The organism is Brachybacterium sp. p3-SID957 (genome assembly GCF_025144775.1).
In the GTDB taxonomy this organism is placed as follows: domain Bacteria; phylum Actinomycetota; class Actinomycetes; order Actinomycetales; family Dermabacteraceae; genus Brachybacterium; species Brachybacterium epidermidis.
The window spans coordinates 15,744-35,739 of sequence record NZ_JALXKT010000014.1 but is presented as its reverse complement, the minus strand read 5'-3'; the positions used below and the strand labels follow the sequence as shown (position 1 = coordinate 35,739).

Below are 19,996 nucleotides of genomic sequence, written 5' to 3'. Positions count from 1 at the left end.
CGGCTCGCTCTCGCGCGGTCCCCCGGGGGCCACCCCGCCCGTGGCCCCCATGCTGAAAGGACCCTTCTGTGACCGACTCCCCTGATCCCTCGCTGGGCAATCCGTTGCGCGATCCGCGCGACCGGCGGCTCCCGCTGATCGCCGGGCCCAGCTCCATGGTGATGTTCGGCGTCACCGGTGACCTGGCGCGCAAGAAGCTGCTGCCGGCGATCTACGACCTCACCCACCGCGGACTGCTGCCGCCCAGCTTCGGGCTGGTGGGCTTCGGCCGCCGCGACTGGACGGACGAGGACTTCCAGGAGTACGTCCGCAAGAGCGTCTCCGAACACGCCCGCACCCCGTTCACCGACAGTGTGTTCGAGCAGCTGCGGGGCGGGCTGCGCTTCGTCACCGGCGAGTTCGACGACAAGGCCGCCTTCGACCGGCTCACCGAGGTGGTCTCCGAGCTGGACGCCACCCGTGGCACCGGCGGCAACCACGCCTTCTACCTGTCGATCCCCCCGAGCGCCTTCCCTCAGGTGTGCTCGCAGCTGGCCGATTCGGGCCTGAACACGCCGCGGGACGGCTCCTGGCGCCGCGTGGTGATCGAGAAGCCCTTCGGGCATGACCTCGAATCGGCCCGCGAGCTCAACGACGTGGTGGAGAAGGTGTTCCGCCCGGAGGACGTCTTCCGCATCGACCACTACCTGGGCAAGGAGACGGTGCAGAACATCCTGGCGCTGCGGTTCGCCAACCAGATGTTCGAGCCCGTGTGGAACGCCACGTACGTGGACCACGTGCAGATCACCATGGCCGAGGACATCGGCATCGGCTCCCGCGCCGGCTACTACGACGGCATCGGCACCGCCCGGGACGTGATCCAGAACCACCTGCTGCAACTGCTGGCGCTGACGGCCATGGAGGAGCCGGTCTCCTTCCGCGCCTCGGACCTGCGCGCGGAGAAGGAGAAGGTGCTCTCCGCGGTGGAGCTGCCGGAGGACCTCGCCGCGCACACCGCCCGAGGGCAGTACGTGGGCGGCTGGCAGGGCGGGGAGGAGGTGGCCTCCTACCTCGAGGAGGACGGCATCCCCGCCGACTCCACCACCGAGACCTTCGCCGCGATCCGCCTGGACATCGCCACCCGTCGGTGGGCCGGGGTGCCGTTCTACCTGCGGGCCGGCAAGCGGCTGGGTCGCCGGGTCACCGAGATCGCGGTGATCCTCAAGCGTGCCCCGTTCCTGCCGTTCCGCTCCACCGACACCGCGGACCTGGGGCAGAACGCGATCGTGATCCGGGTGCAGCCCGACGAGGGCGTGACCATGCGCTTCGGCTCCAAGGTGCCCGGCACCCAGATGGAGGTGAGGGATGTGACCATGGACTTCGCCTACGGCATGAACTTCACCGAGGAGTCCCCGGAGGCGTACGAGCGGCTGATCCTGGACATGCTCCTGGGCGATCCGCCGCTGTTCCCCCGTCAGAAGGAGGTGGAGCTGAGCTGGAAGATCCTCGACCCCATCACCGAGTACTGGGCCGAAAACATGAAGCCCGCCCCCTACCGCCCCGGATCCTGGGGCCCCGACACCGCACACGAGATGCTCGCCCGTGACGGGCGCACCTGGAGGCGACCGTGATCACCACCCTGACCGACACCACCGCATCGGCCGTCGAGAAGAAGATGATGGAGATGCGGGAGACCTTCGGCGCCACCACCATCGGCCGGGTCCTCACCCTCATCATCGTCGCCTCCGGCGAGGACGTCGACGGACCGGTCGAGGCCGCCGTGCACGCCAGTCACGAGCACCCCGCGCGCGTGATCGTGGTGGACACCGAGCCCGATGCCGACAGCAGCGGCCTGGACGCCGAGGTGCGGGTGGGCCGCGACGCCGGGGCCGGGGAGATCGTGATCCTGCGTGCCCGCGGAGAGATCCTGTACTCCCTGGACACCCTGATCATGCCTCTGCTGCTGCCGGACGCACCGATCGTCACCTGGTGGCCCGACGGCGCCCCCTCCTCCCCCGTCCACGACGTGCTGGGCTCGATGTCGCAGCGGCGCATCACCGATGCCGCCTCCTGTGAGGATCCGCTGGCCACCCTCAAGCGGCTGCGCCGCGGGTACGCCAGCGGCGACTCGGACCTCGCCTGGTCGCGGCTGACCAACTGGCGCGGTCTGGTGGCCAGCGTGTTCGAGATCCCCCCGGCCACGACGCCCTCGAGCATCCGTGTCGTGGGCCACGAGGAGGATCCCTCCGTCGTGCTGATGGCCGCCTGGCTCGAGCAGGCCCTGGACCTCGACGTCGAGATCACCGCCCCCGGCGCGGGCGAGGCCGACGGCCCCGGGGTGCTGGGTGTGCATCTCACCCGCGGCGACGGCACCATCTCCCTGGCGCGCACCCCGGGCAAGAACGGCGACGAGGATGCCATCGTGATGAGCCTGCCCGGCGATGAGTCCGGGCAGCACGTCACCCTGCCCCGCCGCTCGCTGAACGAGCTGCTGGCCGAGGAGCTGCGGCGCCTGGACCCGGACGAGGTGTACGGCGAGGTGCTCGCCCACGCCTTCAGCGGCATCGAGGACGCCGCCGTGTACGCCGGCGGCAAGCCCGATCCGCACGATCGCGTGCTCGCGGACGCCGATGCCGTGGCCGAGGCCGCCGCCGAGGATGCAGCCGGCCATCTCGCCGCGGCCCTCGCCGAGACGGGCACCGCCCACCTGGTGGTCACCGGCGGCAGCGTGGGCACCAGGGCCGCCGCGGCCCTGCCGAAGGCCCTGCAGGCCGCGGTGAAGAAGGCGGCCGACATCGAGGGGCTGCACGTGTGGTGGGGCGATGAGCGCTTCGTCGACCCCGAGTCCGAGGACCGCAACGAGAGGCAGGTGCGCGAAAGCCTGCTGGTGCCGCTGCTTGAGGCTGGGATGCCCGAGAAGAACGTGCATCCGATGCCCTCCCCCGCGGACGGCGTCTCCCGCGAGCAGGGAGCCGCCTGGTACGGGCAGCAGCTCGACCTGGCCGGCGGCGACCAGCCCTTCCGCACGCGCGGGCGTGCGTTCTTCGACGTGCTGTGGCTGGGCATGGGCCCCGATGGGCACGTGGCATCCCTGTTCCCGGAGCACCCCGATCAGCGCGAGACCGGTGCCAGCGCGGTGGGTGTGGACGACTCCCCCAAGCCTCCCGCCGAGCGCATCTCCCTCACCTGGCCGGTGCTGAACTCCGCGCGGCACGTGGGCTTCCTGGTGGCGGGGAAGGACAAAGCCGAGGCCGCGGCCCGCGCGCACGGGCAGATCGACCCGTGGATCACGCCCGCCTCAGCGGTGCGGGGGCTGGAGAGCACCGTGTGGTACCTCGATGAGGCCGCGGCGAAGGACCTCTGAGCGGGCCTCTCAGGAAGGCCTGGGGGTCAGAGCACGCGCTCGATGATCCCCAGGCCGATGCAGCAGGCGCCCCAGGCCACGGCCATGCCCACAGTGAGGCGGTTCAGGTTGCGCTCGGCAACGCCCGAGGCGCTCGCGGTGGAGGACACGCCGCCGCCGAACATGTCCGACAGGCCGCCGCCGCGCCCCTTGTGCAGCAGCACCAGCAGGACCAGCAGGAGGCTGGTCACAGCCAGCAGCACCTGCAGGATGAGCTTGATCAGGGGCAGATCCACGAGGACAGAACCTTCTTCTCGGGTGGCTCCGGGGAGCGGGCGGACCGATCCAGCATACGCCACGGGCCGGGCCCCGAAGAGGCCCGGCCCGTGTGATGCGAGCAGTGCTCGCTCAGGCTGCGGTCAGCCCTGGTAGCCGACGATCTTGGCGAACTCCTCGGCCTTAAGCGAGGCGCCGCCCACGAGGGCGCCGTCGACGTCCTCCTTGGTCATCAGCTCAGCCACGTTGGAGGACTTCACGCTGCCGCCGTACAGCACCCGCAGGGCGTCGGCGGTAGCGTCCCCATGCTTGGTGCGCACCAGGTCGCGGATGGCGGCGCACACCTCCTGGGCGTCGTCCGGGGTGGCGACCTCACCGGTGCCGATGGCCCACACGGGCTCGTAGGCCACGACGACCTTGGCGACCTCATCGGCCGAGAGACCCTCGATGCCGCCCTCGAGCTGCGCGAGGGTGTACTCGACCTGCTTGCCGGCCTTGCGCTCCTCCAGCGGCTCGCCCACGCACAGGATCGGGGACAGGCCCACCGCCAGGGCGGCCTCCACCTTGGCGCCCGTGACCTGCTCGTCCTCACCGTGGTACTCGCGGCGCTCCGAGTGGCCCACGGCCACGTAGGTGCAGCCCAGCGCCGTGAGCATGCTGCCGGAGATCTCCCCGGTGTACGCGCCGGACTCGTGCGCGGAGATGTCCTGGGCGCCGTAGGCGATGGGCAGCTTGCCGGCCTCGACGGCGGTCTGGACGGTGCGGATGTTCACGAAGGGCGGCAGCACGGCGGCCTCGACGGCCTCGGTGTCGACCTCGCGCAGGGCCTCGCCCAGCTCCTCCACCAGGGACAGGCCCTGCTTCCAGTCCAGGTTCATCTTCCAGTTGCCCGCCATCAGCGGGGTGCGGGTGGTCACTTGGTGCCCTCCTCAAGGATCGCGATGCCCGGCAGCTCCTTGCCCTCGATCAGCTCGAGGCTCGCACCGCCGCCGGTGGAGATGTGCGAGAACAGGGATTCGTCGAATCCGAGGTTGCGGACGGCTGAGGCGGAGTCGCCGCCGCCGACCACGGTGTAGCCCTCGGCCTCGGACATGGCCCTCGCCACGGCCTTGGTGCCCTCGGCGAACTTCTCGAACTCGAAGACCCCCATGGGGCCGTTCCAGAACACGGTGGCCGCGTCCTTGATCTTGGAGGCGAACAGCTCGGCCGTCTTCGGGCCGATGTCCATGCCCTCCTGGTCCGCGGGGATGCCGTCGGCACCGACCACGGTGGGCTCGGCGTCGGCGGAGAACTCCGCGGCCACCACGTTGTCCACCGGCAGGATCAGCTCGACGCCCTGCTTCTCGGCGCGCTCCATGTACTCGCGCACGGTGTCGATCTTCTCCTCGTCCAGCAGCGACTGGCCGATCTCGTACCCCTTGGCCTTCTGGAAGGTGTACGCCATGCCGCCGCCGATGAGGATGCGGTCGGCCTTGCCGAGCAGGTTGTCGATCACGGCGAGCTTGTCGGCGACCTTGGCGCCGCCGAGCACCACCACGAAGGGGCGTGCGGGTTCGTCGGTCACCTTGCGCAGGGACTCGACCTCCTTGAGCACCAGCTCACCGGCAGCCGAGGGCAGCAGGGAGGCCAGCTCGTAGACGGAGGCCTGCTTGCGGTGCACCACACCGAAGCCGTCGGAGACATAGGCATCGCCCATGTCTGCGATGGCCTGGGCGAACACGCGACGCTCGGCCTCGTCCTTCGCGGTCTCCCCGGGGTTGAAGCGCAGGTTCTCCAGCAGGGCGATGCCACCCTCCTCGAGGCCACCCACGGTGCTGCGGGCGGAATCGCCCACGGTGTCGGTGGCGAAGGCCACCTCGGTGCCCAGCAGCTCACCCAGGCGGGAGACCACGGGCTTGAGGGAGTACTTCTCCTCCGGTGCGCCCTTGGGGCGGCCCAGGTGGGAGATCACCACCACCTTCGCGCCTGCGTCCAGCAGGCGCTTCAGGGTGGGGACGGCGGCGCGGATGCGGCCGTCGTCGGTGATGGTGGTGCCGTCCAGCGGCACGTTCAGATCAGCTCGGACGATCACGCGCTTGCCGCGCAGATCTCCGAGGGAGTCGATGGTCTTGAGCACTGCGTCTCCTTCAGGAGAGTGATGAATGGTGATGACAGCGGAGCCCGCCCGGTGCTCCACCCACAGGGCGGCGCCGGACGGGCTCCGTGAGAACCGTCAGGTTCAGAGGGACTTGCCGATGTGGACGGCGAGGTCCACGGTGCGGCAGGAGTAGCCCCACTCGTTGTCGTACCAGGAGACGACCTTGACCTGGTTGCCGATCACCTTGGTGCTGAGACCGTCGAAGATCGAGGAGTGCGGGTCGCCCTCGATGTCCTTGGAGACCAGCGGATCCTCGGAGTAGGCCAGGATGCCCTTGAGGGGGCCCTCGGCGGCCTTCTTGATGGCGGCGTTGACCTCCTCCACGGAGGTCTCCTTGGAGGCCTCGAAGGTGAGGTCGGTGACCGAGCCGGTGGGCACCGGAACGCGCAGGGCGTAGCCGTCGAACTTGCCCTTCAGCTCCGGCAGGACCAGGGCCACGGCAGCGGCGGCACCGGTCTTGGTGGGGATGATGTTCAGGGCGGCGGCGCGGGCGCGACGCAGGTCCGAGTGGGGGGCGTCGAGCAGCCGCTGGTCACCGGTGTACGCGTGCACGGTGGTCATCAGGCCCTTGACGATGCCGATCTCGTCGTTCAGCACCTTGGCCATGGGGGCCAGGCAGTTGGTGGTGCAGGACGCGTTGGAGACGATGTGGTGGTTGGCGGGGTCGTAGTCCTCGTGGTTCACGCCGAGCACGAACGTGGCGTCCTCGTTCTTCGCCGGGGCCGAGATGATGACCTTCTTGGCGCCGCCGTCGATGTGGGCCTTGGCCTTGGTGGCGTCGGTGAAGAAGCCGGTGGACTCGATGACGATGTCCGCGCCGACCTCGCCCCACGGGATGTTGGCCGGGTCCTTCTCGGAGAACACCTTGAAGGTGTCGCCGTCGACGGTGATGGAGCTGTCGTCGTGGGTGACCTCACCGGGGAAGCGACCGGTGGTGGAGTCGTACTTGAAGAGGTGGGCGAGGGTCTTGGTGTCGGTGAGATCGTTCACTGCAACGATCTCAAGGTCCGCGTTCTGCTGGATGGCGGCGCGCAGGAAATTGCGCCCGATACGACCGAATCCGTTGATTCCGACCTTAATGGTCACGGTTCCTCCTTGTTCACAGTGTCTCTGTGAAATATGGACGGGTGGCGCGCACGCCCTCGTACGCTCGTACGGTGCCGGCGTGAACCGACGACCGAGATGATCCTATCAATGCCTGCCGTCGGGCGACGGCGGCAATTGGTCCTCGTCCACGACTTCCTCGGTGCCTGGCACGCCCAGTTCCTCGGCGCGCTTGTCCGCCATGGCCAGCAGGCGGCGGATGCGACCGGCCACGGCGTCCTTGGTCAGCGGCGGGTCGGCCAGACGGCCCAGCTCCTCGAGGCTGGCCTGCCGGTTCTCCAGCCGCAGCCGCCCCGCGGAGAGCAGGTGCTCGGGGACCTCGTCGCCCAGGATCTCCAGGGCCCGCTGCACCCGCTGACCTGCGGCAACGGCTGCCCGTGCGGAGCGGCGCAGGTTGGCGTCGTCGAAGTTGGCCAGGCGGTGCGCGGTGGCCCGCACTTCGCGCCGGGTGCGGTGCTCCTCCCAGGTCAGGACGGTGCGGTGGGCTCCCATCCGGGTGAGCAGGGCGGAGATCGCATCGCCGTCGCGCAGGACCACTCGGTCGCCGCCTCGGGCCTCGCGGGCCTTGGCTGCCACCCCCAGCCTGCGTGCTGCACCCACCATCGCCAGGGCCACCTCGGGCCCCGGGCAGAACAGTTCCAGTGCCGCGGAGCGGCCTGGCTCGGTCAGGGACCCCCGGGCCAGGAAAGCACCGCGCCAGGCGGCCTCCGCATCGACTGCGGCTCCCCCGACGACAGCCGGTGGCATGCCCCGCACGGGGCGGCCGCGCGCGTCGAGCAGGCCGGTCTGGCGGGCGAGCATCCCGCCCTCACGTTCGACCCGCACGATGTAGCGGGTGCTGCGGCGGATACCGGACGGGGCCAGCACGGCCAGTTCGGCACGATGCCCGTACATCTCGGCGATGATGCCGTGGAGCCTGCGCGCCACGGCCGCGGAGTCCAGCTCGGCCTCGACCACGACCTGCCCGCCCACCAGGTGCAGGCCACCGGCGAAGCGCAGCATCGCCGACGCCTCGGCCTTGCGTGCGGAGGGGCGGGTCACTTCCAGGTGGCTCAGCTCCTCCTTGGCGTCAGCGGTCAGGGCCATCGGTGTCCTCCTGTGCTGGGGTCGTCTCGGGCGGAGCGGCAGTGATCGGGGCAGGGTCGGCGGTGACATCCCCCACCACGTCGTCGAAGAGGTCGCGGTACGCGGCGGCCAGCCGCACCGGGTCGTGGTTCGGGGAGCCGTCCCCCACGCTGACCTGGCGCAGCAGCACCCTGAGCCCTCGACGCTGCGCGGCCTGGGCGAGCTCCGAGGCGTCCTCCAGTGCCGTGGGATCGGCGACCAGGGCATCGAAGCGGGTGCCTGCCGCGTGCTCCAGCACGGCGTCCAGCAGGTTCTGGCTGGTCATCCCCTCGGCCTCCTGCTGTCCCACCGAGAGGTTCATCGTGATGCAGCGCCGCGCCGCGCTGGCCCGGATGGCCTCGGCGATCTCGGGGATCATCAGGTGCGGGAGCACCGAGGTGTACCAGGAGCCGGGGCCGACGATGATCCAGTCGGCGCGCTCGATGGCGTCCAGCGTGGCCTGGGGGACCCTCGGACGGGGCGGGTCCAGGCGCAGCGCCTCGACCTTGCCCTCCGCCGTCGCGACCTGCCATTGGCCGGCCACGGTGCGCACCGTGCCGTCGGCGCCGCGCACGTCCGCCTCGATGTCCAGGGGGTCCAGCGCCATCGGGAGCACGCGACCGCGGGCGCCGAGCAGCTCTGCCATCTGGTCCAGGCCCTCGATCGGGTCCTCGAGGATCTGCCACAGGGCCACGATCATCAGGTTCCCCAGGGAGTGGCCGTCGAGCTGACCCTCGGTGGAGAAGCGGTGCTGGATGACATCGCCCCAGATGGAGCCCCAGTCGGAGTCCTCGCACAGTGCGGCCAGTGCCATCCGCAGATCCCCGGGGGGCAGCACCGGGATCTCGTTGCGGATGCGACCGGAGGAGCCGCCGTTGTCGGCGACGGTGACCACGGCGGTGATCTCGTCGGCCAGCAGGCGCAGCGCACGCAGGTTGGAGGCCAGGCCGTGCCCGCCGCCCAGCGCGACCACGCGCATCGGCTCGTCGGGGCTGTCACGACGCCCGCGGCGGGCGCTGGAGGAGCGGTCGGCGGTGCGCAGGCGGCCCCCGCCCTTGCGGTGGGCGATGCTCATTCCCGCCCCAGATCCCGGTGACGGATGCGCACGGCGTGACCCGCTCGCCGCAGCTCCTCACCGATCCGCTCGGAGATCGCCACCGAGCGGTGCTTGCCGCCCGTGCAGCCGATCGCCAGTGTGGTGGAGTGCTTGTTCTCCGTGGTGTAGCCGCGCAGCACGGGGGTGATCATCTCCAGGTAGCGGTCCACGAACTCGGCGGCGTTGGCGTCTCCGAGCACGAACTCGGAGACCTCCCGGTCGGTGCCGCGCAGCGCCTTCAGCTCGGGCACCCAGTAGGGGTTGGGGATGAAGCGGACATCGCTGACGTGGTCGGCCTCCAGGGGGATCCCGTACTTGAAGCCGAAGGACAGCATCGTCACCGTGAGCTGCTGCTCCGCCCGCGTGCCGAAGGTGGAGCGCATCTTCATGGTGAGCTCGTGGACGTTCAGCGGGGAGGTGTCGATGACCACGTCGGCCGTGCGCCGGTAGGGGGCCAGCAGCTCGCGCTCGCGTCGGATGCCCTCCAGCACTCCCTCCTCCCCCTGCATCGGGTGGGGTCGGCGCACGGAGTCGAACCGACGCACCAGGGTGGCCTCATCGGCGGTCAGGAACACCAGGCGCAGCCGCACATCGGATCGGCGCAGCTGGGCGACGACGCCGGCGAGCTCGCCGAAGAACGGCCCGGAGCGGGGGTCCACCACGACGGCGAAGCGGTTGTCGCGGCCCTCTGCCGTGGCCTGCAGCTCGTACAGCGTGGGGATCAGCTGCGGGACGATGTTGTAGACCACGTACCACCCGAGGTCCTCGAGCGCGTGCGCCGCGGTCTCGCGGCCCGCGCCGGCCAGGCCGGTGATGATGATGATCTCCCCGCTCGGGCGGCGCTCCCCCGCAGCGGCGGGCGGGTCCGCCTCCGGCGCTGCGGCATCGGTGGGCGCGTCGTCGGTGCTCACGTGCTGCTCCTTCTGCTCGAGGGGGTTCTCGGGGCGGTCAGCCATCGATGATCTCACCGGTGGCCATGTCCACGGCCACGTCCTGGGGCTCATCGGATCGTAGCGCGCTGCTGATCTGTGCAGCGAGGGACGGGCCGATCCCCGCGACCTCCTGCAGCTGCTCGACCTCGGCCTCGCGGATGGCCCTCACGGTCACGAAGCGGTCCAGCAGAGCGCGGCGACGTGCCGGCCCCAGACCGGGAATGCCGTCGAGTGCGCTGGCCTGCATGGCGCGCCCCCGCTTCGAGCGGTGGTAGGAGATCGCGAAGCGGTGCGCCTCGTCCCGCAGGCGCTGCACCAGGAACAGGGCCTCGCTGGTGCGCGGCAGGATCACGGGGTGCTCATCCCCGGGCAGCCAGATCTCCTCGAGACGCTTGGCGATCCCGGCCAGGGCGATGTCGGTGATGCCGAGCTCGTCGAGCACGCGCTGGGCCGCGGCGACCTGGGCGGGGCCGCCGTCCACCAGGATCAGCGAGGGCGGGTAGGCGAAGCGGCGCTTCTCGTCCTCGGACTCCGGGTCGGGCGGGTCCAGGTGGTGCCTCAGCCGCCGGGTGAGCACATCGTGCATGGAGGCGGTGTCGTCCCGGGCGGCGGCGCCGGTCACGGAGAACCGCCGGTACTCGCTCTTGCGGGGCAGGCCGTCCTCGAACACCACCATGGAGCCCACCACATTGGTTCCCTGGGAGTGGGAGATGTCGAAGCACTCGATGCGCAGCGGGGGTTCTGCCAGCTCCAGCGCCTCGGCCAGGTCCTCCAGGGCCTTGGTGCGGGCGGTGAGGTCGCCGGTGCGGCGCAGGCGGTGCAGCCGCAGCGCCTCCTCGGCGTTGGCGGTGACGGTGGCCAGCAGGTCCTTCTTCTCCCCGCGGCGGGGCACTCGGATCTCGGTGCGCGCTCCCAGCAGGGCCCGGACCTGGTCCTGGTTGGCGGGGACGGAGGTGACCAGCACCTCCCGGGGGGCGGTGGCCTCTGCGTAGAGCGTGGTGAGGGCGCGCTCCATGAGATCGGCGGGGCTGGAGTCGTCGAGGATCTCGGCGATCCAGCCCCGCTGGCCCCGGATCCTGCCTCCGCGCACGTGGAAGACCTGCACGGAGGCCTCCAGCTCGTCCTGCACCATGCCCACCAGGTCGGCGTCGGTGGCGTCGGAGAGCACCACCGAGTTCTTCTCCATCACCTTGTCCAGGGCGATCAGGTCGTCCCGCAGGGCGGCCGCTGCCTCGTAGTCCATGGCCGCGGCCGCGTCCTTCATCTGCCGCTGGATGCGCCGCGTGTAGGTGGAGGTGTTGCCGGCCATGAAGTCGCAGAACTGCTCGGCCAGCTCCCGGTGCTCGGCCACGGAGATCTCGCCCACGCAGGGCGCTGCGCACTTGCCGATGAAGCCCAGCAGGCAGGGCCGCCCTGAGCGCTCGGCGCGCCGGTACACCCCGGCGCTGCACGATCGGATGGAGAACACCCGCAGCATCAGGTCGAGGGTCTCGCGGATCGCCCACACCTGCGTGTACGGGCCGAAGACGCGATCGCCCTTGCGGGGCGTGCGGCGGGTGATGTGCACCCGCGGCACCTCCTCCCCCATGGTCACCACCAGGTACGGGTAGGACTTGTCGTCGCGGAACTTGACGTTGAACCGCGGGTCGAACTCCTTGATCCAGGTGTACTCCAGGGTGAGGGCCTCCACTTCGGTGCCCACCACCGTCCACTCCACGGAGGAGGCGGTGGTGACCATGCGCCGCGTGCGCTCGTGCAGCACCGCGAGGTCCTGGAAGTAGTTGGTCAGGCGCTGCCGCAGGTTCTTCGCCTTGCCCACGTAGATCACACGGCCGTCGTCGTCCCTGAACCGGTACACCCCCGGCGAGGTGGGGATGGACCCGGTGGCGGGCCGGTAGGTGGCGGGATCGGCCATGCTCAGCTCCTGCCGGCGCGGCCCGCCTGGAGCATCGGGGCCAGGAAGTGCCCGGTGTGGGAGCCCTTCACCTTCGCCACCTGCTCGGGGGTGCCGGTGGCGACGATCCTGCCGCCGCCCGCGCCGCCCTCGGGGCCCAGGTCGATGATGTGGTCGGCGCTCTTGATCACGTCGAGGTTGTGCTCGATCACGATCACCGTGTTGCCCTTGTCCACGAGCCCGCCCAGCACCTCCAGCAGTTTGCGAACGTCCTCGAAGTGCAGGCCGGTGGTGGGCTCGTCCAGCACGTAGGCGGTGCGACCGTTGGAGCGCTTGTGCAGTTCGGAGGCGAGCTTGACGCGCTGCGCCTCACCGCCGGAGAGCGTCGTGGCGGACTGCCCCAGGCGCACGTACCCCAGCCCCACGTCCACCAGGGTCTGCAGCTGGCGGCGGATCGCGGGCACGGCGTCGAAGAACTCCAGCGCATCGGCGATCGACATCTCCAGCACCTCTGCGACGTTCTTGTCCTTGAAGTGCACCTCGAGGGTCTCGCGGTTGTACCGCTTGCCCTTGCACACCTCGCACTGGACGTACACGTCCGGCAGGAAGTTCATCTCGATCTTCAGGGTGCCGTCGCCGGAGCAGGCCTCGCAGCGTCCCCCCTTGACGTTGAACGAGAAGCGCCCGGCGGTGTAGCCGCGCACCTTCGCCTCGGTGGTCTGCGCGAACAGGGTGCGCACCCGGTCCCACACGCCGGTGTAGGTGGCGGGATTGGAACGGGGGGTGCGGCCGATGGGCGACTGGTCCACGTGCACCACCTTGTCCAGGTGCTCCAGGCCCGTGACGCGCTTGTGCCGGCCGGGCACGACCCGGGCGCGGTTGAGCTCCTTGGCCATCACCGCGTACAGGATGTCGTTGACCAGGGTGGACTTGCCGGAGCCTGAGACCCCGGTGACGGCTGTCAGCACGCCCAGCGGGAACGTGACGTCGGTGCCGCGCAGGTTGTTGGCGCGGGGGCCCACCACGGTCACCGCGCGCTGCTTGTCCACCGGTCTGCGGGTCAGCGGCAGCGGGATCTCCAACTGCCCGGAGAGGTAGCGACCGGTGAGGGAGTCGGGATTGCGCTTGAGCTCCGCGACGGGGCCCGAGTGGACCACCCGCCCACCGTGCTCACCGGCCAGGGGGCCGATGTCCACCACCCAGTCCGCGGCGTTGAGGGTGTCCTCGTCGTGCTCGACCACGATCAGGGTGTTGCCGAGGTCCCGCAGGCGGGTGAGGGTGGCGATCAGGCGCTCGTTGTCGCGCTGGTGCAGGCCGATCGACGGCTCGTCCAGCACGTAGAGCACGCCCACCAGCCCGGAGCCGATCTGGGTGGCCAGGCGGATGCGCTGGGCCTCCCCGCCGGAGAGGGTGCCGGCGGCCCGCGCCATCGACAGGTACTCCAGGCCCACGTCCAGCAGGAAGCCCAGGCGCGCGCGGATCTCCCGCAGCACCTCGTCGGCCACGGTCATGTCGCGCTCGCTGAGCTGGAGGGAGGAGACGAACTCGTGGGCGTCGCGGATGGACAGCTCGCACACCTCGGCGATGGACCTGCCGCCCACGGTGACCGCGAGGATCTCCGGGCGCAGGCGCGCACCGTCGCAGGCCGGGCAGGGCACCTCGCGCATGAACTGCTCGTAGCGGTCCTTGGCCCAGTCGGAGTCGGTGTCCTCGTGGCGGCGGGTCAGGAAGTGCATCACGCCCTCGAAGCCGGTGGCGTAGGTGCGCTCGCGACCGAAGCGGTTGCGGTACTTCACGTGGACCTTGTAGTCCTTGCCGTGCAGCAGTGCCTCCCGTGCCCGCTCCGGCAGGGCCCGCCACGGGGTGTCCATCGAGAAGGACAGCTCCTGCGCCAGCCCCGCCATCATCTCCTGATGGTGATCGGACGAGCCCATGGTCCAGGGGGCGATGGCGCCCTCGGCGAGGGTGAGGTCCTCGTCCGGGATCACCAGCTCCGGATCCACCTCGAGCCGGGAGCCCAGGCCCGTGCACTCGGGGCAGGCGCCGTAGGGGGCGTTGAAGGAGAAGGCCCGCGGCTCGATGTCGTCGATGGCCAGCGGGTGGTCGTTGGGGCAGGAGCGCTTCTCGGAGAACCGCCGTGAGCGGCCCGGATCATCCTCCGGCAGGTCCACCAGGTCCACGATCACCAGTCCCTCGGCGAGGCGCAGGGCGGTCTCCACCGAATCGGTCAGGCGGCGGCGGGCATCAGGCTTGGCCGCCAGGCGGTCGACCACCACCTCGATGGTGTGCTTGAGCTTGCGGTCGAGGGTGATCTCCTCGTCCAGGCGCCGCACCGCGCCGTCGATGCGGGCGCGCGCGTACCCCTGGGAGCGCAGTGCGCTGAGCAGCTCGATGTGCTCGCCCTTGCGGCCCCGCACCACCGGAGCCAGCAGCTGGAAGCGGGTGCCCGGCTCCTGCTCGAGGAGGGTGTCCACGATCTGCTCGGCCGAGCTGGAGCGCACCTCCTCGCCGCACACAGGACAGTGCTGGATCCCGGTGCGGGAGAACAGCAGGCGCAGGTAGTCGTACACCTCGGTGATGGTGCCCACCGTGGAGCGGGGGTTGCGGTTGGTGGACTTCTGGTCGATCGACACCGCCGGGGAGAGCCCCTCGATGAGGTCCACCGAGGGCTTGTCCATCTGGCCCAGGAACTGGCGGGCGTAGCTGGACAGCGACTCGACGTAGCGGCGCTGCCCCTCGGCGAAGATGGTGTCGAAGGCCAGGGAGCTCTTCCCGGACCCCGACAGCCCCGAGAACACCACCAGCTGATTGCGGGGGATCTCGATGTCGATGTTCTTCAGGTTGTGCTCACGGGCACCACGGACGACCAGCGTTTCAGTCACCGGCCCATCCTACGAGCGGGCACTGACGCACGAGGGGGTGCCGACCGGAGATACTTCTGACATGGACACGAGAGAGTACGACGGTCATGTCGAGCCCGGCGGGCCCTCCGCCACCCGCCTCTGCTCCACGCTCACCATCCGCAAGGCCTCGGTGGGGGGGATGGACAACAACGCGTATCTGCTCACGTGCCGGGTCTCCGGCGCCCAGCTGCTGATCGATGCCGCGGCGGATGCGCCGCGCCTGCTGGAGCTGGTGCGCGAAGGGTCCTCGACCGCACGCCTGGACACCATCGTCACCACCCACAGCCACCACGACCACGTCGGTGCCCTGGCCGCGATGGTGGGCGCCACCGGTGCCCGCACCGCCGCAGGCGCCGAGGACGCCCCCGACATCCGCATCCCCACCACCACCCTGCTGCGGCACGGCGACGTGGTCCGCGTGGGCGTCAACGATCTCGAGGTGATCGCCCTGCGCGGCCACACCCCGGGCTCGGTGGCACTGCTGTGGCGGGGCGAGGAGGACGGCGACCATCTGTTCACCGGTGACTCCCTGTTCCCCGGCGGCGTCGGTGCCACCCAGGGCGACAGCGAGAGGTTCCAGCAGCTCCTGGACGACGTCGAGGAGCGCATCTTCGACCGCCTCGGCGACGACACCTGGGTGTACCCGGGCCACGGGGACGACACCACCCTGGGCGAGGAACGGCCGCAGCTGCCCGAGTGGCGCGAGCGGGGCTGGTGAGCCCGCCTCCTCCCCGGCCGGGTGCCGATCGGCCCTCACTGTTCGCTCCCGCGCATCGCCGCTCCACGGTGGCGCTGGCCGCCCTGCCCTTCCTGGTGGCCTTCGAGGCCCTCGCCGTCTCCACGGTGATGCCGCGAGCGGCGGAGGAGCTGGGCGGCCTCTCGCTGTACCCCCTGGTGTTCGCAGCCCCACTGGCCACCAGCCTGGTGAGCATCGTGGTGGCCGGCACCTGGAACGACCGTCAGGGCCCGATGCGGGTGATGACGGCGGGGCTGGTGGTGTTCTGCGCCGCTCTGTTGATGGTGGGGCTGGCCCCGTCGATGCCGGTGCTGGTGGCCGGGCGGGGCCTGCAGGGCCTGGGCATGGGGCTCGTGACAGTGTCCCTGTACGTGCTGATCGCCCGGCTGTACCCGCCGCACCTGCAGCCGCGGATGTTCACCGTGCTCTCGGCAGCGTGGGTGGTGCCGGGGCTGGTGGGACCGGCGCTGGCGGGGTGGGTCACCGAGACCATGGGCTGGAGGATCGTGTTCCTGGCGGTGCCGCTGCTGGTGGTGCCGGCGAGGCTGCTGCTGCAGGACCCGACGGGCGCGGCCTCCGTGCCCGGTGATGCCTCGGCCGACGACGGTGCGACCTCGCGCGCACCTCGGCCCCCGGTGCTGGCGGCCTGCGCTGCAGCCCTGGGGGTGGCCGCGCTGTCGGTGATCGGCGAGCAGGCCGACGGCTCGCTCTCCCCCGTGACCGTGGCACTGCTGGCGGTGGCCGTCGCCGTCGTGGTCGTCGCCGTGCCGCGCCTGCTGCCGCGCACCGTGCTGCTGTCCCCGGACCGGGTGGGGCGCCTGGTGCTGGCGCGCGGCGTGCTGGCGGCCTCGTTCGTGCTGGCTGAGGTGTACCTGCCTCTGCAGCTGGTGGCGCGGTACGGGATGAGCGCGGCCCACGCCGGCCTGATCCTCACCGTCACCACCATTACCTGGTTCGCCGGTTCGTGGATGGCGGGCCGGGAGATGCTGCCCGAACGGGTGCGCATCTCCGCGGGGGCCGCGGCGATGGCGGTGGGCACGGCCGCGACCGCGGCAGTGCTGCTCACGCACCACTCCCCCTGGCTGGCCGGGCTGACCTGGTGCCCGACCGGGCTGGGCATGGGCCTTTCCTACACCTCCACCTCGATCCTCACCATGCGCCGCTCCCATGCCTCCCGGCAGGGTCGCAACTCCGCCGCGCTGCAGATGGCGGAGGCGCTCGCGCAGGCGGTGATGCTGGCCCTGACGGGTGTGGCCTTCCAGCTGCTGCTGCAGCGGCACGGCGAGACCTCTCCCGCTCCCTACGGTGCGGTGCTCGCGGCGGCGACCGCGCTGGCCGTCCTCGCGATGATGGTGGGGGTGGCGGTGCGTCGTCGGGCGCCGCAGCGGCCCCCGGGTCTGCGCGGGGGCCGCTAGGCGATCGGTCGGTCTCGCGCGCTCAGTGCGCGGTGTGCAGCTCCGGCTCCGGCAGTCCGCGCCGGGCCCGCACCCGACGGGAGAGCTGCTCGGCCGCGCGCAGTGCCGTGTACACCATCTCCGCGGTCACCTCGAAGGGCATCGCGTGGATGGTCTCGCCCTCCACCACCGCCGCCTCGGAGACGGCGCGCAGCTCCTTCTCGTCCTCCAGCGTCAGGCCCACCTCGGTGAGGGTGGTGGGCAGGCCCACCAGGGTGCTGAACTCGATGAAGTCCTCGATCTCCTCGCGCTCGGCTCCCTCCAGGATGAGCTGCACCGTGGTGCCCAGGTTGACCTTCTCCCCGTGGGTGAGGCCGTGGGTCTGCGGGGCGGCGGTCAGGGCGTTGTGGATCGCATGGGCCGCGGCGAGGCCCCCGGACTCGAAGCCCAGCCCGGACAGCAGGGTGCAGGCCTCCACGGTGGCCTCCAGGGCGGGGGTGACGGCCTTCGCCTCGACGGCATCGATGGCGGCCAGTGCGTTCTCGTGCAGCAGCTCCCAGGCCAGGTGCGCCAGTGCGGTCGCCGAACGGGTGGGGCGTGCACCGGCCATGGTGTCGCTGCGTCCTCGCGCGGTGGCGCGAGCCTCGATCCAGGTGGCCAGGGCGTCACCGATGCCGCCCACCAGGAAGCGCACCGGGGCGTTCGCGACCACCGCGGTGTCGATCAGCACCAGGTCGGGGTTGCGGGGGAAGAAGCGGTACTCCAGGAACTCGCCGTCCTCGGTGTAGATCACCGAGAGGGCCGAGGTGGGAGCATCGGAGGAGGCGGCGGTGGGGACGGACGCCCAGCGGATGTCGGCCAGGTGACCGGCGGCCTTGGCGGCGTCGATGGCCGAGCCGCCGCCCAGGCCCACGATCACTCCGTGGCTGCCGGAGCGGATCTTCTCCACCAGGGAGTCCACGGCCTCGGGGGTGGCGTAACGACCGAAGCCCACGCGCTCGAAGGCGATGTCGGCGGCCTTAAGTCCGGCGCTGACGGACTCGCCGACCAGCTCCCACACGGTGTCGTCGGCCACGATCAAGGGGTTTGCGCCGAGCGGGGCCAGATGGGTGCCGAGCTCCTCGAGCACGCCGGGTCCCTGCACGTACGTCGAGGGGCTGGTGAAGATGGTGGTGGGCATGGGGAGGACCTCCGTTGTTAAGCAATTTACAAGGCGGTGATGTCAGCGTATTCCCGGTGCGTGGCCGGCCGCCAGAGGTCGGAGGTCCCGGATGTCAGTACTGTGGTTCCCGAGCCGAGAGGACGGGGGTGGGATGCGAACGGACCGACCTCCTCCACCCCCGCGCAGCGCTGCCGCGCGCTGGTGCGTGCTGGGAGGGTCGCCGAACGGCCGCCTCGCCCTGGTGGAGCTCACGGCCGACGGCAGCCCCATCAGCACCACGCAGCTCGATGCCGCACAGCTCCCGGAGCTGGTGGCGCAGCAGGAGGGCGCCGCCCGCCGTGACGGGGCCTCGCCACCGCGCTGGGTGTGGGCCGATGCCGCCGCGTGGTACCCGCAGCTGCTCGCCGCCGGGATCCGGGTGGAGCGCTGCCATGATCTCCGCCTGGTGCATACGATCCTCCGCCACTCCCGCCAGGTCACGGATCCCGGGCCGATCCGCGCGGCACAGGACTGGGACGTACCGGTCGAGCCGCCCTCGGAGCGACCGGCCGGAGGCCCCGCGTTGTTCGATCTCGACGCCTCGGCCTCCCCGCGGGCCGGCGTCCCCCAGGACATCGACGCGGTGCTGGAGGAGTTCGCGAGACAGCAACGGGCGATCGACGAGGCCCGCGATCCGGCTCGGCTGCGCCTGCTGGTGGCGGCCGAGTCCGCCGGCGCCGTGATCGCCGCAGAGCTGCAGGCCGCGGGCATCCCCTGGGATGTCCAGGAGCACGACCGGATCCTCAGCAGCGACCTCGGACCCCGCCCCCGCCCCGGTCACACCCCGGCGCTGATGGCCGAGGCGGCCGCCCAGGTGCGCGAGGCCCTCGGCGATCCGCTGCTCAGCATCGACTCCCCGCCGCGGCTGCTGCGTGCCCTGCACCGCGCCGGGATCGACGTGCGCTCCACCTCCCGCTGGGAGCTGGCCGAGCACGAGCACCCCGCGATCGAACCGCTGCTGCGGTACAAGAAGATGCACCGCCTGCTCACCGCCAACGGCTGGGCCTGGATGGAGGAGTGGGTGCACGAGGGCCGGTATCGGCCGGTGTACGTCCCCGGGGGCGTGGTCACGGGCCGGTGGGCCTCCAGCGGCGGTGGCGCGCTGCAGATCCCCCGTCAGCTGCGACCCGCGCTGCGCGCCGACCCCGGGTGGCGCCTGGTCAGTGCCGACGTCTCGCAGCTGGAGCCGCGGGTGCTCGCCGCGATGGCCGGTGACCAGGCGATGATCCGGGCCGGAGCAGGCACCGACCTGTACGCGGGGATCGTCGCCGCGGGCGTGGTGGCCACCCGCCAGGAGGCCAAGGTCGGCGTGCTCGGTGCGCTCTACGGCGGCACCACCGGGGACAGCGGCCGGATCGTTCCGCGACTGCGGCGCACGTTCCCGCGGGCGATGGCCCTGGTGGACGACGCCGCTCGGCTGGGCGAGGCCGGGGGCACGGTATCGACCTGGCTGGGCCGCTCCTCTCTCCCGGCCGATGCCGCGTGGACCTCGGCACAGCAGGCCGCGAACCTGCCCGACGCCTCGACTGCCGAACAGGAGCGTGCTCGGAGATCGGCCCGCGATCGGGGACGCTTCACCCGCAACTTCGTGGTGCAGGGCACCGCTGCGGAATGGGCACTGAGCTGGATGGCCGGGCTGCGACTGGCCCTGTCCCGCTTCGAGGAGGTGCCCGAGCAGCAGGCGGCGCGCGCATCGGGTCCCGTGTTCGCGCGCCGCGCGCACCTGGCGTTCTTCCTGCACGACGAGGTGATCGTGCACGCTCCTGCCGACCAGGCCGAGCAGGCCGCCCGGGCGATCCAGGACGCGGCCGACGCCGCCGGGCGCCTGCTGTTCCCCGGCAGCGGCATCGACTTCCCGCTGGACCTCGCGATCACCGAGCGCTCCGCGGAGAAGTGA

The 19,996-nt window shown here is 71.1% G+C and carries 15 protein-coding genes; 5 read left to right on the top strand and 10 right to left on the bottom strand.

The genetic code is table 11. The features are described from left to right. The first annotated feature begins 68 nt into the window (after window positions 1–68). Together zwf and pgl are read left to right on the top strand one after the other, a co-directional pair. A complete protein-coding gene (gene zwf, locus M3B01_RS04905; protein WP_259789873.1) occupies window positions 69–1,610 on the top strand; it encodes a glucose-6-phosphate dehydrogenase in 1,542 nt (513 codons plus the stop codon). Then, window positions 1,607–3,343 carry a 6-phosphogluconolactonase gene (gene pgl / locus M3B01_RS04900; protein ID WP_259789871.1) on the top strand — a complete coding sequence of 579 codons (1,737 nt, stop codon included), beginning with the start codon at window positions 1,607–1,609 and terminating at the stop codon, window positions 3,341–3,343. The genes zwf and pgl overlap by 4 nt, the downstream gene beginning before the upstream one ends. 26 nt (window positions 3,344–3,369) lie before the next feature. On the opposite strand, the gene secG is transcribed toward pgl, so the two are convergent. From secG to uvrA, 9 genes are all read right to left on the bottom strand, one after another. Continuing rightward, window positions 3,370–3,618 carry a preprotein translocase subunit SecG gene (gene secG / locus M3B01_RS04895; protein ID WP_396121470.1) on the bottom strand — a complete coding sequence of 83 codons (249 nt, stop codon included), beginning with the start codon at window positions 3,616–3,618 and terminating at the stop codon, window positions 3,370–3,372. A gap of 123 nt (window positions 3,619–3,741) precedes the next feature. Then, complete coding sequence (gene tpiA, locus M3B01_RS04890; protein WP_259789869.1) at window positions 3,742–4,515, bottom strand: triose-phosphate isomerase; 774 nt, start codon at window positions 4,513–4,515, stop codon at window positions 3,742–3,744. Further along, window positions 4,512–5,714: a phosphoglycerate kinase gene (locus tag M3B01_RS04885; RefSeq protein ID WP_259789868.1), complete on the bottom strand. Its 1,203-nt coding sequence runs from the start codon at window positions 5,712–5,714 to the stop codon at window positions 4,512–4,514. Before M3B01_RS04885 ends, tpiA begins: the two co-directional genes overlap by 4 nt. A gap of 102 nt (window positions 5,715–5,816) precedes the next feature. Continuing rightward, window positions 5,817–6,821, bottom strand: coding sequence for a type I glyceraldehyde-3-phosphate dehydrogenase (gene gap / locus M3B01_RS04880; protein ID WP_259789866.1), 1,005 nt, complete (start codon window positions 6,819–6,821; stop codon window positions 5,817–5,819). Window positions 6,822–6,926: 105 nt separating this feature from the next. Next, on the bottom strand, window positions 6,927–7,925 hold the full coding sequence (gene whiA, locus M3B01_RS04875; protein WP_259789865.1) for a DNA-binding protein WhiA: 999 nt from the start codon (window positions 7,923–7,925) through the stop codon (window positions 6,927–6,929). Then, on the bottom strand, window positions 7,909–9,018 hold the full coding sequence (gene yvcK / locus M3B01_RS04870) for a uridine diphosphate-N-acetylglucosamine-binding protein YvcK (RefSeq protein ID WP_259789863.1): 1,110 nt from the start codon (window positions 9,016–9,018) through the stop codon (window positions 7,909–7,911). Before yvcK ends, whiA begins: the two co-directional genes overlap by 17 nt. Beyond that, complete coding sequence (gene rapZ, locus M3B01_RS04865; RefSeq protein WP_259789861.1) at window positions 9,015–9,995, bottom strand: RNase adapter RapZ; 981 nt, start codon at window positions 9,993–9,995, stop codon at window positions 9,015–9,017. The genes yvcK and rapZ overlap by 4 nt, the downstream gene beginning before the upstream one ends. Beyond that, the gene (uvrC, locus tag M3B01_RS04860) at window positions 9,988–11,886 is read right to left on the bottom strand and encodes an excinuclease ABC subunit UvrC (RefSeq protein WP_259789860.1); all 1,899 of its coding nucleotides are present in this window, start codon (window positions 11,884–11,886) and stop codon (window positions 9,988–9,990) included. Before uvrC ends, rapZ begins: the two co-directional genes overlap by 8 nt. Window positions 11,887–11,888: 2 nt before the next feature. Next, a complete protein-coding gene (gene uvrA, locus M3B01_RS04855; RefSeq protein WP_259789859.1) occupies window positions 11,889–14,747 on the bottom strand; it encodes an excinuclease ABC subunit UvrA in 2,859 nt (952 codons plus the stop codon). 61 nt (window positions 14,748–14,808) lie between these two features. Between uvrA and M3B01_RS04850 the strand changes: the two genes are divergently transcribed. Further along, complete coding sequence (locus tag M3B01_RS04850; protein WP_193866674.1) at window positions 14,809–15,486, top strand: MBL fold metallo-hydrolase; 678 nt, start codon at window positions 14,809–14,811, stop codon at window positions 15,484–15,486. Further along, complete coding sequence (locus tag M3B01_RS04845; RefSeq protein WP_259789858.1) at window positions 15,483–16,919, top strand: MFS transporter; 1,437 nt, start codon at window positions 15,483–15,485, stop codon at window positions 16,917–16,919. Before M3B01_RS04850 ends, M3B01_RS04845 begins: the two co-directional genes overlap by 4 nt. Before the next feature lie 22 nt (window positions 16,920–16,941). On the opposite strand, the gene M3B01_RS04840 is transcribed toward M3B01_RS04845, so the two are convergent. Continuing rightward, the gene (locus tag M3B01_RS04840; RefSeq protein WP_259789857.1) at window positions 16,942–18,078 is read right to left on the bottom strand and encodes a glycerol dehydrogenase; all 1,137 of its coding nucleotides are present in this window, start codon (window positions 18,076–18,078) and stop codon (window positions 16,942–16,944) included. A 133-nt stretch (window positions 18,079–18,211) separates the two neighbouring features. Between M3B01_RS04840 and M3B01_RS04835 the strand changes: the two genes are divergently transcribed. Continuing rightward, the gene (locus M3B01_RS04835; protein WP_259789856.1) at window positions 18,212–19,996 is read left to right on the top strand and encodes a bifunctional 3'-5' exonuclease/DNA polymerase; all 1,785 of its coding nucleotides are present in this window, start codon (window positions 18,212–18,214) and stop codon (window positions 19,994–19,996) included.

Excerpts from the sequence above, each read along its gene's own strand:
- M3B01_RS04850 (WP_193866674.1), top strand. The coding sequence starts at position 14,809 with ATGGACACGAGAGAGTACGACGGTCATGTCGAGCCCGGCGGGCCCTCC.
- rapZ (WP_259789861.1), bottom strand. The coding sequence starts at position 9,995 with ATGGCTGACCGCCCCGAGAACCCCCTCGAGCAGAAGGAGCAGCACGTG.
- M3B01_RS04835 (WP_259789856.1), top strand. The coding sequence starts at position 18,212 with ATGCGAACGGACCGACCTCCTCCACCCCCGCGCAGCGCTGCCGCGCGC.
- M3B01_RS04840 (WP_259789857.1), bottom strand. The coding sequence starts at position 18,078 with ATGCCCACCACCATCTTCACCAGCCCCTCGACGTACGTGCAGGGACCC.
- whiA (WP_259789865.1), bottom strand. The coding sequence starts at position 7,925 with ATGGCCCTGACCGCTGACGCCAAGGAGGAGCTGAGCCACCTGGAAGTG.
- uvrC (WP_259789860.1), bottom strand. The coding sequence starts at position 11,886 with ATGGCCGATCCCGCCACCTACCGGCCCGCCACCGGGTCCATCCCCACC.
- yvcK (WP_259789863.1), bottom strand. The coding sequence starts at position 9,018 with ATGAGCATCGCCCACCGCAAGGGCGGGGGCCGCCTGCGCACCGCCGAC.